10 protein-coding genes are annotated in these 12,370 nt (G+C 54.8%); 8 read left to right on the top strand and 2 right to left on the bottom strand.

Annotated features, from left to right (window positions below; all coding sequences use genetic code 11):
* The first annotated feature begins 201 nt into the window (after positions 1 to 201).
* A complete protein-coding gene (locus tag WC598_RS08300) occupies positions 202 to 762 on the top strand; it encodes a TATA-box-binding protein (protein ID WP_372961018.1) in 561 nt (186 codons plus the stop codon).
* Positions 763 to 943: 181 nt separating this feature from the next.
* Positions 944 to 1,318 (top strand): ArsR family transcriptional regulator, encoded by a 375-nt coding sequence (locus WC598_RS08295; RefSeq protein ID WP_372961017.1) that lies wholly within the window; start codon positions 944 to 946, stop codon positions 1,316 to 1,318.
* 65 nt (positions 1,319 to 1,383) lie between these two features.
* Here WC598_RS08295 and rpiA read toward each other — a convergent pair whose 3' ends face one another.
* Positions 1,384 to 2,100, bottom strand: coding sequence for a ribose-5-phosphate isomerase RpiA (gene rpiA / locus WC598_RS08290; RefSeq protein ID WP_372961016.1), 717 nt, complete (start codon positions 2,098 to 2,100; stop codon positions 1,384 to 1,386).
* 71 nt (positions 2,101 to 2,171) lie between these two features.
* Positions 2,172 to 2,954: a 5'/3'-nucleotidase SurE gene (gene surE, locus WC598_RS08285; RefSeq protein ID WP_372961041.1), complete on the bottom strand. Its 783-nt coding sequence runs from the start codon at positions 2,952 to 2,954 to the stop codon at positions 2,172 to 2,174.
* A gap of 81 nt (positions 2,955 to 3,035) precedes the next feature.
* Between surE and WC598_RS08280 the strand changes: the two genes are divergently transcribed.
* The 6 genes from WC598_RS08280 (at position 3,036) to WC598_RS08255 (ending at position 12,357) form a co-directional block, all read left to right on the top strand.
* On the top strand, positions 3,036 to 3,923 hold the full coding sequence (locus WC598_RS08280; RefSeq protein ID WP_372961015.1) for an ATP-grasp domain-containing protein: 888 nt from the start codon (positions 3,036 to 3,038) through the stop codon (positions 3,921 to 3,923).
* Positions 3,920 to 4,858, top strand: a complete 939-nt coding sequence (locus WC598_RS08275) for a hydantoinase/oxoprolinase family protein (RefSeq protein WP_372961014.1) — start codon at positions 3,920 to 3,922, stop codon at positions 4,856 to 4,858. Before WC598_RS08280 ends, WC598_RS08275 begins: the two co-directional genes overlap by 4 nt.
* Before the next feature lie 56 nt (positions 4,859 to 4,914).
* Positions 4,915 to 5,118: a hypothetical protein gene (locus WC598_RS08270; protein WP_372961013.1), complete on the top strand. Its 204-nt coding sequence runs from the start codon at positions 4,915 to 4,917 to the stop codon at positions 5,116 to 5,118.
* Positions 5,119 to 5,409: 291 nt separating this feature from the next.
* Entirely contained in the window at positions 5,410 to 6,414 is a 1,005-nt protein-coding gene (locus tag WC598_RS08265; protein ID WP_372961012.1) for a chemotaxis protein CheW, read from the top strand.
* 1,123 nt (positions 6,415 to 7,537) lie between these two features.
* Complete coding sequence (locus WC598_RS08260) at positions 7,538 to 9,925, top strand: methyl-accepting chemotaxis protein (RefSeq protein ID WP_372961011.1); 2,388 nt, start codon at positions 7,538 to 7,540, stop codon at positions 9,923 to 9,925.
* 11 nt (positions 9,926 to 9,936) lie between these two features.
* Positions 9,937 to 12,357 carry a response regulator gene (locus tag WC598_RS08255; protein ID WP_372961010.1) on the top strand — a complete coding sequence of 807 codons (2,421 nt, stop codon included), beginning with the start codon at positions 9,937 to 9,939 and terminating at the stop codon, positions 12,355 to 12,357.
* The last annotated feature ends 13 nt before the right edge of the window (positions 12,358 to 12,370 follow it).

Genomic DNA, 12,370 nt, shown 5'->3' with positions numbered 1-12,370 from the left:
CTCTTTAGTATTGTTTTGGCACTACCGGTTGAATTGAAAATGATGATTGCGCACCGTTTATAAACGATGCCTTTTTATATGCCCCCCTCCCTTTCCTTATATACTTGATAAAGGGCAGTTGGAAAAACCGTGACGGGAATATTTTCCGTGAGGTTTTTAAAATGCCCGAAAATCAACGTAACCATACAGGTGGTAATAAATATGAAGGTCAGACCAGAAGACTCTCTCAAGATTGAAAACATCGTGGCCTCCGCAAAGGTTACGGATTATCTGGATCTACCCGCGCTCGCATCCCAGATCGAGGGTGCCGAATACAACAAGAAGCGGTTTCCCGGTGTCGTTCTCCGCATGCAGGATCCCAAAATTGCGGCCCTTGTTTTTGGTTCCGGAAAAGTGGTACTGACCGGGGCTAAAAGTATCGACAGCCTGAGCAAGGGGCTCAACATTCTTGGCGGGCTCCTGCGGAAACAGGGCATTGAGATCCCGAAAAAACTGGACTACAAGGTCCAGAATATCGTGACTTCTGCGGATCTTGCCACTCCCATCAATCTCAACAAGATCGCTGTAGGGTTTAACCTTGACCGGATTGAATACGAACCCGAACAGTTCCCCGGTCTCGTTTACCGGCTCGATGTGCCGAAAGTTGTCGTGCTCCTCTTTGGATCGGGCAAACTGATCATTACAGGCGGCAAGGAACCGGAAGATGCCAAGAAAGCGGTTGTCAAGATCATGGCCGATCTCCGGAGTATCGGACTTATCTGATTTCTTTTTCCCCATGCCCGGATTCTGACGTAAGCCAATGTGATGATGTTATGTCTTTCATCATCCGCAGAATTTGGGTATATAAAATGGGCGGGTATTGCTTGCCAATAAGAGTGCCTATATATCATTGGTCTAATAAATATATGTGTAAGGTTCAAACGAAATATAGTGGATGTGATGCATGAGAACTGAAAACGTGATGTATTTTACCGAGAAAGAGGAGGAGTTTGCAAACCTCCTTATCGAGATCGGTACGAAACGCAATGTGGCAAAAGTGCTTGTCTTCCTGGCAAACACCCCTGAGGCAACCTCACGCGCCATCGAACGTGGCACTGACCTCCGCCAGCCGGAAGTCAGTATCGCGATGCGCTACCTCTTAGAGCAGAACTGGATCACCAGCCGGGAGAGCAAAGCTGAGAGCAAAGGCCGCCCGGTCAAGATCTACGAACTGGCAAAACCGATCCACGAGATCATGGACAGCATAGAAAAAGAGAAGAAGAAAGAGGCGACCAACCAGCTCGCCCTTGTCCAGAAATTACGGGATTACATCCGCTGATACGTTTATTCAGCGGGTATCATTTTTTTAAAATGTTTTATTCAAAAAAAATCATCAACGAATCATTACGGGGTATTCACATCCGCTGATGTAATCACCCTGCACTTTTTTTCACCACCGACAATCACGGTTGTCTTATCCATAAAATTACAGAAGAGACCGCTCTCGACTACCCCCGGGATATCGGCAATTGCCAGCTCAAGTGCTCTTGGGTCCGGAATCTCATAGAATTTGCAGTCAACAATAAAATTCCCGTTATCGGAGATGACCGGGCCATCCTTCCTGACCGCCTCACGTATAATCGGGACGCACCCGAGGGCACGAAGCTGGTTCATGACCGATCGTGTGGCAAAGGGGAGGACTTCAACCGGGACCGGGGCACTGAACCGGTTCACGACTTTCTGTTCGTCAACAACGACCACGAACTGGAGCGCGGCTGCCGCCACGCACTTTTCGCGGGTATGAGCAGCTCCCCGCCCCTTGATCAGGTGAAGTTTTGGATCCACTTCATCCGCCCCGTCAATTGCCATCTCGATGACCGGGTGATCGTCGAGCGTTGTTAACGGGATGCCGTATTCGCGTGCACGCATGGCCGTCTGGTATGAGGTAGGTATGCCGGATACCCGGATCCCCTCCCGGATCCGTACGGCTAACCGTTCGATCATGTAATACACGGTTGAGCCTGTGCCAAGGCCGACCACCATGCCGTCTTCAACCATGTCGGCTGCCGCATAACCGGCCTCCTGTTTGGCCGACGCGAGTTTTTGTGCCTTTTCATCCATCAAAGTGATACTAATCAATGCACGGATAATTAAAAGTGGTGATATGGATGCGGAATAGTACCCCCTGGGATTTAATTGGTGAAAATATCCTTGATCTCATCGCAGGCGGCATATGCCGTGCAGTCAAGGGTTATGGGGGTGACGGAGATGTTGCCTATCCGGACCGCGTGGACATCTGTACCCTCCTCCGCATCCTCAATGAGCGGCCCATTGATCCAGAAGTAGGGCCGTCCCCTTGGATCGAGCCGCTTCTCAACGCCGGTATGGAACAACTTGTGGGCGAGCCGGGTCACTTCGTACCCGCCCCTGACGGTCGATGGGATGTTCACGTTAATCACATCCGCATGCGGGCAGAATCCTTTTGAAAGTACCCGCTGGACAACATCGCGCACAATCCCTTTTGCGGCATCAAAACTCCCGGCATTCGTGCTGGGATCATCGAACTTCTCACCCTGGTCCTCCACCTGGAGCGAGAATGCGATTCCCTTGACCCCCTGGTTTGAACCTTCGAGCGCAGCCCCGACCGTGCCGGAGGTCATGATAGACTCTGTTGAAAGATTTTCCCCGATATTGATCCCGCTGACGATCAGCGTCGGGTTGAGTTTGAGCGCGTAGAGACCGATAATCACCGAATCGGTAGGTTTACCGGCAACCGACCAGGCTTTCTCGCCATTGATCACGATCCTGCTGGCCCGCAGGGGCTCAAAGATCGAGATGGACCTGCCGACCGCGCTCTGCTGGGTTGCCGGGGCAACTACCGTAACATCCGCAATGGGTTTCAGGGCTTCGTACGCGGCCCAGAGCCCGATAGAGCTTACGCCGTCATCATTGGTCAACAGGATCGATGGTCTCATGTTCATCTTCTTTTGCTCCCGCCCCACAAATAGTTCACCGATCGGATAGGGTAATTTTACCAGACCGCATACTAAGGATCAATGAAAGTCCTGCTCGCCGAATACACGTCCGCACACGATCCTTCCCTTGCCGATGAGGGTAATGCGATGCTTGCCGTGCTGAAAACCAGTTTTGAGCGCTGCGGGTACGAGACCGTTCTCTGTGGCCCGGGTGATTTTGCTGCCGAGATCGAACGGCTCGCGCCGGCCTGCGACATGGGTCTCGTTATTGCGCCCGACCACCTTCTCTCCCGGTTCACGATGATCCTAGAACAGCACATACACAACCTCGGTTGCGGTTTCATGACGATCGCGATCTGTGCAAACAAAGTGCAGACAGCACGGATCCTTGCCGGGCACGGCATTCCGATCCCCGGGGACGCGGGAGCCGGAAAACGGGTGATCAAGCCGGTGAAAGGCTGCGGGTCGCAGGGTGTCAGGATATCCGAAGGAAATGCCGGTGAAGGAGAATTTGCCGAACGGTTCATCGAGGGCGAACACTTCTCCGTGAGTATCATCCCGAACCGGGTCATCGGGGATGCCTGCCTGTTTTTCAAGGGCAATCCCCCGGCTGTACTTGCGGTGAACCGCCAGAATATCGAAATAGATCCGGACGGACTGATCCGCTACCTGGGCGGCGAAACCCCGGTTCAAACGGCCCGCAAAGAAGAGATCGTCAGCACTGCGAGGAAGGTTGTTGAAGTTCTCGGCTGCCAGGGTTATTGCGGCGTGGATGTCGTGGTTGCCGACAAGGTTTATGTTGTGGATGTCAACCCGCGGATTACAACGAGCCTTGTCGGTATTGCAGCCTGCATGAAGGAGGAGATTGCCGATCTCCTTGTTGCAGCCTCCAAAGGGGAAGGCCCGGCAACCGTTCACCTGGAGGGCCAGGTACGGTTTGACACTCATGGGACGGTAACCCGGGTATGATCGGGATCGATGTCGGCGGAGCTAACTTAAAAGTGGTGGATGAGGAGGGCGTCCACATCCACTACTGCCCGCTCTGGGAGAATGCCCCCATCACCCGCCTGCTCGAACCGTACGTGCGGCACATGGACGATCCGGCCGCGGTCGTGATGAGCGGGGAACTGGCCGATTGTTTTGATAACAAGCTGCAGGGCATAGCCTTCATTGTGGATGCGGTCCGGAAAGCATTTCCTGCGGCCAGGTTTTACGGCACGGATGCCCGGTTTCACGACTATGCGGTCCCCCAGCTGGCTGCTGCCAACTGGCTGGCATCGGCTGATTATCTCCGGAAAAAATACCCGGATGCAGTCCTGCTCGATATCGGGAGCACTACTGCGGACATTATTCCGCTGGGCCGGTTCTTACGGCTGGCGGGGCTCACCGACCTTTTGAGACTCCAGGCCGGGTACCTCATCTATACCGGTATGCTCCGGACCAATGTCGCCACCCTTCTTCGGACGGTTGACCTCGATGGTATCCACACTCCGATAAGCACTGAGTACTTTGCCACGAGTGCTGACGCCCATCTGGTACTGGGGCATATCACGCCATCCCTTTATACGTGCGACACCCCGGACCGGAAAGAGCGGACGCGGGATGCGTCCCTCCGCCGGCTTGCCCGGGTGGTCTGTGCAGATCTCGAAGAGATCGGTGAAAACGGGGCGCTCCGGATTGCCGCACGGTTCTGGGATTACCAGAAAGATTTGATCTGCGGGCAGGTACGGAAGATTGCCGCAGAGTGCGGGGCCGGTCAGATCATCGTTGCCGGGATAGGTGCTCCCCTGTTTGCAAAAGAACTCGGTGGTATCGATCTCCTGCAGGAACTTGGGCCGGTCGCAGATGCGTTACCGGCCTTTGCTGCCCGCGAGCTGGCATGCTCCGGGATGAACGACGGCTGAATAGGGTACCTGTGGATTCGTAGAAGCTGAGTATTGTCCTGGTTGCGGGATCGGTTGTGCTGACTGTTGTGCTCTGGATGATTGGCCTGCCCCTCTTCTTTCTCTGCCTCGTCATCCCGATCATCCCGTTTCTCCGGCACACCGCGGTGCGGCGCTGCCCGGTCTGCGGACGGGAAACCACCGGCAGCGAGCGCTTCTGCCCTTTCGATGCACCACCTCTTGCGGAGATGGACCGCAACAGTGGCATGGATACGGCCTGACTGGGGAACTGAAGCCTGAACCTGTTGTTGGTCGTGATCTACGATTTGGTCCTGTCATGTCCAATCCTCCAAGGGAACGGTCTACCGGGAGGTCTGTTGATTCTATGACCCGTGCATCCCCGCTCTTAAAAACACCCGCAGCACTATGATCTACAGGAACGTTTTCCCCCTCAAGGGACATGACCTTTTTTGCGGCTGTGAATTCTTGGATACTATACTCCGGACTATTTGCCGGGCCGCTGGTTATTTTGTCGCAGGCAACTCCTTACCATTTTTATTCCAGCAGCACTAATGCAGGATCAACGGGGAGAACTCATGGTCCAGCAACTTTTATTCTCAGTTGGGGAGATCCCGTGCGCTATCCCTCTTGCCGGAACATCACATGTGATCAGGATGGTTTGGCCGGGAGCAAACCCCGGAAAGACTCCGTGGGAAGCCGGGCAGATAAACCTTCATGGCACGATCATACCGGTTCTATCGATGCGATCTGTCTTCGGACTGGAGGTCCTGTCGCCCCGGCTTACTGATATGCTGATCATTGCCCATGCAGGGGATGGCGATGTTGCACTCTGGGTGGATGCCACCTCGGGTATTGAGGGAAGTGTGCTTTCCCCTGACCTTCAGGAGATCACAGATCCGGCAGAATCCGGTATACCCGGTCTTTTGAGAACCCCGGAAGGATTGGTACTGGTCCAGGATCTCTCCCTCCTTCTCGCCAGTAGCTCAATGGTCCCGTGTGAAACCAGTCTGCCTTTGCAACCCGTTGAGGAAGAATCCGGAACCGGTCTTTCCCCGGTCAATGCCCTCCTTGTGGAGCGGGCTAAAAAACTTGCCGAGCCTGAACACGAGTTGTCCGACACGGCCATTGTCGAGGTCCTCAAATTCCGGCTGGCATACCGGGAATATGCCCTGGAGATGCAGTATATCCGGGAAGTCATCTTAACGGGCGAGATAACGCCGGTTCCCGGTACGCCGGATTATATATCGGGCATATGCGTTGTGCGGGGGGAGATCATCTCGCTTGTGGATCTCCGCGTCCTGCTTGGTATCCCGGAAAAAGGGTTGACCGACCTGAACCGCGTGATCGTAGTGACAAACAAGACGCTGTCGTTCGGTATCCTTGCCGACCACATTACGGGGATTGGGATACTCGGACTCAACAGCATCTCCCAACCGGATCCGGGTGCGGTGCCGGTGCGGAATACCTATGTCAAGGGAGTTGCCGGCGGGTTCCTGACCGTCATTGATGCTGAGGCACTCTTTGCGGATCCCAAAATGGTTATCGAGGATCCCTGAGGATCTCCCCGGCATTGCAGCGGACTTGCGCTATCGCACCGTGCTTCGGATTCATTTCAACGAAGTGTTCCGGTTGTCTCTCCCCATTTTTTCCATCTGATGGATCACGGTGAGTTTTCTTTTTAAAACCGGTGTGATACAAAAACCGGCTTTTTTAAGGAGATCAATCGTGAAGCAACAATGGCCGGTGTTTTTCCGGTACGGAGTTCGTTTCATGACTTTTTCTCGTGAAAAAAAATTCCAAAAACATTTCCGGAAAAAACCGAAGACTTCCCCTGTGAAAAACCGGGATGATTTCCCCACTCCGGAATCCCGGAAAAGAGGGCAGGAATGACGTTAAAACCGGCTTCTCCGAGGTGAAATCGCTATCGGGCCATAGAACGCGTGTACGGGCATCCGAGCCCTCGCCACCTCATAATCTATGCAGCAGAACGAAACGCCCGTAAAAGCCCGCTAAAATGCAGGTTTAAATCCTCTCAAAATCGGGTATTTTGGCAAAATAACCGAAAATCATCTGATTTTTTTGTGAGGTGGACATGAGATCCCCAAAAATCCGGAATGGTGATCCGGTTTTTGGCAATCCGACTCAGAATTGAGCCCGGAATAGTGTATCTTCATCCCCCCGCGTAACCCCCCCGGTCCCGACCCATATCCGATGTGTCGGGTATCTTGGATCCCGAGGTTGCCACTCTGTCTGGAAAAAGAGGAGGTTTCCCCTCATACTCATACCGGCTGTTGCGGGAAATTACGGGTAACCGGATTTCCGCAGGATGATACCTGGTTTTTTCAGAAATCAAACAATAAAAAAACGTAAACAAGAAAAAAGGTTTGGCACTACAAAAACACTACAAAATAATTCCCCTCTGCACACATTTTTTTAAAAATCGTAAACAACCTTTCACCATCCGTGAACCGCGTGCAATCCTCCCGAAGAATATCGTTTGCCCGACAACGAAACGCTCTTGAATGCAATTGAGAGAATTCCGTTGACGCGTCCGGGCCCGTGAGTACAGTATCCGAGATCTCCTGCCGGTTCCGGCAGAGAACAGGATCATTATGTTTATCCGACATGGCGTCAGTTTATTCAATCAGCAGAATCATCCGGTGTTTAAGGAGTCAGGAAATGTTCGAGTTTTTCTCCAACCTGAAAGTCGGGACCAAGATTCTGGTAATCTGCCTGTTTCTCGCCATCATCCCGACACTGTTGCTCGGCCTTGTGGCATATTCCAGTTCAAGCACAGTGATCAACGAGCAGATCCAGACTCTTCTCGAAACCCAGGTCCAGGACATGAAAGGCTGGACCAACGATGTGTACAAGCTCACGCGGAATAAGGTCAACAGTGATCTGAACGTTGCAAAACAGAATTTTTATGGCAAGGGAACCCCCCAGATCATCAAGGACAAGATGACCCTTGTCGACAGTAAAGGCAACGAATATGTTGTGAACGACAATTTTGAGATTGTTGATAAAGTCCAGTCGCTTGTCGGGGGTGCGGCCACGGTCTTCCAGGTTTACAACAATACCTACGCGGCCCGCATCTCCACCAATGTCCTTGACTCGAATGGACACAGGGCCGTCGGTACCCACCTCACGGACAATGTCTATGAAGTGGCGGTCGATAAAGGGGAGACCTACTACGGGCGCCGCGACCTGTTTGGTAAGAACTATGTGACCGCATACGAACCGATCCGGAATTCCCAGGGAATGGTTATCGGGGTTCTCTTTGTCGGAACCGAGGAAGGACAGACCCTTGATGTCGTGAAAAAGAGTATACGGGAGACGGTCGTGGGCACGCACGGGTACATGTACGTGCTCGACAGCGAGGGAAACGTGCTCGTCCACCCGAGTCTTGAAGGACAGAACTGGGCCGACAAAGATTATGTCAGGGAGATGTTCCGGAACAAGGAGGGTGCAGTTCCCCATGAGGTGAACGGGACCCGGGTTCTTGACGCGTACACCTATTACGAGCCGCTCGACTGGTACATAGTTTCGCGTGCGGAACTGCCCGATTTCAGCGGCCCGATAGATACCATACGCAATACGATATTTGCTCTCGTTCTCGGGTCGATGACGATCGGTATTGTCGTTGCGGTCCTCTTCGGCCGTTCGATATCCGGGCCACTCCAGCAGGTGGTCGTGATGATCAAGGAGCTCAGGAACGGCCACTTATCCGCCCGGCTGAATATCCGGCGCAAGGATGAGATAGGTACCATGTCCGCGACTATGGATGAGTTTGCTGACGATCTCCAGACTAACGTGGTGGGGGGCATCAAGAAGATCGCAAACGGTGAATATATCGAGCGTTTCTCGGAACCCGTTGACGACCAGGACGAGATACGGCCGGCGCTCAAGATGATGGTTGATTCACTGGACCATCTCCACCGGGAGACCATCAAGCTCACCGATGCGGCCCGGGCCGGCGACTTGTCCGTGCGGGGCGACGAGAAAGCGTTCCGTGGCGGGTACAAGATGATCATTGCCGGGTTCAACAAGACGCTTGAGACGATCACGGAGCCGGTGAACGAAGCCATGCGGCTTGCGCGGTTCTATGCGTCCGGTGACCTTACCGCCCGGTTTGATGAGAAGATCCCGGTTGCCGGCGAATTTGTTGCATACCGCGATGCCCTCAACACGATCGGTATCGAGCTCCAGCGGATGATGAAGCTGATCAACGAGGAACTGTATGAAGGAATCTCGGTTCTCTCATCAGCGTCGAGCGAGATCCTGACAATCACCACCCAGTTATCCACGGCCAGTTCCCAGACCGCGACAACGGTCAATGAATCCTCCGACACGGTCGAGAGCGTCCGGACAAAGACCGATCTCATCAACCAGAAAACCAAAGAGGTTTCCGAAAAAGCAGTCAACGCCCTCAACGATTCCGTTGACGGCCAGAAATCCGTGCAGGAGATCCTTGACGGTATGAACCATATCCAGCGGCAGATGGATATGATTGGCATGAACGTCATCAAGCTCTCCGAACAGAGCCAGGCAATCGGGGAGATCATCGCAACGGTCACTGATATCTCCGAACAGTCCAACCTGCTTGCCGTGAATGCCTCTATTGAAGCGGCAAAAGCCGGCGAGTTCGGGAAAGGCTTTGCCGTGGTTGCCCATGAGATCCACAACCTTGCCGAGCAGTCAAAGCAGGCAACGGCGAATATCCGGACAATCCTTACCGATATCCAGCGGGGTGTGTCCTCTACGGTGATCTCGACCGAGCGCGGAACAAGTTCTGTGGCAGACGCGGTGAGGCTGACGAGTGATGCCCGGGAAGCAATTGAAGTTCTCACCCGCTCAACCGCGGAATCCTCCAGGCAGGCAATTGAGATCGCGTCGTCCATTCACGAACAGGCTGCCGGCATGGACCAGATCTCGCTTGCCATGGAAAAGATCCGCGATGCTGCGCAGAAAAACCTCCAGATCACGCGACAGGCTGAGAAGACCGCAGAAGACCTGCACGAACTGGGCCTCCGGTTAAAGAAACTCACGGTGCAGTACCATGTGTAACCTGGCCTCCCATGACCTCCCCGGATGCTGAGTTCCAGAAACGGCTTCTTGCCACATTCCGTGAAGAAGCCGAAGAACATCTTGGCGTAATGGGGACCCTGCTCCTGGAGCTGGAGAGCGCAGGCTCCGGGGCGGACCCCGGGCTTATTGAGCGCATCTATCGGACAACCCACAGCCTGAAAGGCGCAGCCCGGGCAGTCAGCCAGAAGGAGATCGAATCTGTCTGCCAGAACCTTGAGACGGTCTTTTCCCGGATGAAAAAGGGGACATTTATTCCGGATGCGGAAGCCTTCGACATCTTTTTCCAGGCAATAAAAGTTGTACAATGTCTTCTCCTTGGGGAGAAACGTCCCGATGTATCCCCGGTGGGCATCGTGTCGGCGCTCCGTGCCCTTACCGGAAAAGAGGGCACAGGGAGCGGGAGCACGGCTCCGGAACCGGTTCCCGTTTCTGGATCCACGGCTTCCGGTCCCCGTTCGGTTTCCGGTGAACCGCGCCAGCCCCCCAAAAAAGTCATCATGCCGTTATCGGAACGACAGCCTCAGTCCCCGGAAGAGACTGCACGACAGGATACGAACAGCCAGGATCTTTTCAACCCCGCCGCAGCCGGGATCCCTATCCGGTCCGGGGTTGACAGCGGAACGGTCCGCATCGCCACCCACAAGCTCGACCGGCTCATTGCCGGATCGGATGATCTTCTCACAACCCGCCTCTTCATCACGCAGCGGATGCGGGAACTCGAAGAGATGATGGGCCGTTTTGCGCTCTGGCGATGGAACCACACGCTTGTCTCATCCGACCTGTACCTGATCCGCGAGACCGCATCCGGGATCCGGAAGACCAGCATCCCGCCCGATCTCCTGCCGCCCCTCCAGCGGCTGATCGAATTCATGGACTATGACCGTGAGTTCGTGACGCATCTCCAGCACGACCTGGACGCACATATCCGGGCCACTGAACGCGACCGGTCGGCCCTCGAGACCAGCACATCGGAGATCTCGGACCTGATCCATGATGCGGTACTGCTGCCGGTCTCGAGCATACTCACACCGTTTCCCGGGCTGGTCCGGGAATATTCCAGGACTACCGGAAAGCAGGTTGAACTGGTGACCGAGGGTGTGGAGATTGAAGTTGACCGGCGTATCCTTGATGCCCTCAAGGATCCGCTCATGCACCTGATCTACAACGGCATCGACCACGGGATCGAGTGGCCCGATATACGGTCCGCCCGGAACAAACCCGTTCGCGGCAGGGTTCAGATCACGGTGTTTCCCCTTTCCGGTGGCAGGGTTGGTATCGAAGTGAGCGATGACGGGGCGGGTATCGATGCCGATGTTATCCGGAAAACTGCCGTCCGGACCGGCCTTATCACTGCCCGCGAGGAAGCCCGGCTCACCAATGCCGAAGCGATCTGGTTGATCTTCCGCTCCGGGCTTTCGACCAGCCGGAACGTATCTGAGATCTCCGGCCGTGGTCTTGGCCTGGCTATTGTCGAAGACACCGTAACCCGACTGGGAGGGGATGTCACGATCTCGTCCGGGGATGGGAAAGGAACCAGCATCGTGATGCGCGTTCCCGTGAGGCTGGTGACGTTCCGGGGGGTCGTGGTCCGCTCGGGAAACCGGGTCTACGTCCTTCCCATGCAGCAGGTCCGGCAGGTCCTCCGCGCACGGCCGGATGCTATCGTGCTCCAGGGAAACCGGCCCGTACTCTCATTCCAGAACGAGATGATCGATGTTGTCCATCTCTCGGCGATCCTTTCGACACCTCATACGGGAATTGTGCGCGGAGGGGATGTGCCGCTCTCGGTTGTCATCATCGCGTACGGAGCCGGGCAGGTAGCATGTATCGTGGACGAGATCATCCGGGTCCAGGAGATTGTGGTCCGGCCTCTCGGAAGCCAGCTCCGCCGGGTGAGACGGATAGCCGGAGCTGCAATCCTCGGGGACGGGACGATCGCCCTTGTCCTCGATACGCCCGACCTGATCCAGGAAGCCCTGAAATCAACGGTCACACCGGCCCCGCTGGTGTATGCAGATCCGGATGCGCAGCGGATCCTGGTTGTTGAAGATTCTGTTACGTCCCGGACGTTTCTCCAGATGGTTCTTGAACGGGAAGGTTACCATGTCCAGACGGCAATAGACGGGATGCAGGCTTTCGCCCTGCTCAAAAAAGAGATGTTTGATATGGTGGTTTCCGATGTTGATATGCCCCGGATGAGCGGCTTTACCTTGACCGAGAAGATCCGTGCCGACAGCCGGCTCGCATCGATACCGGTCATCCTCGTTACCTCCCTTGATTCTGTGGAGGACGAGAAGCACGGGCTCGCGATCGGGGCAGACGCCTACGTGGTAAAGAGCGGGTTTGAAAAGAATGACCTGCAAACTATTGTTAAGGACCTGTTAAGAACCGCCCGTCAGTCCGGGCGGTAACCCGGGGGAGAAT

Origin of the sequence: Methanoregula sp. (assembly GCF_041645475.1) — an archaeon.
GTDB lineage: Archaea > Halobacteriota > Methanomicrobia > Methanomicrobiales > Methanospirillaceae > Methanoregula.
This window is presented reverse-complemented; position numbering and strand designations above follow the sequence as displayed.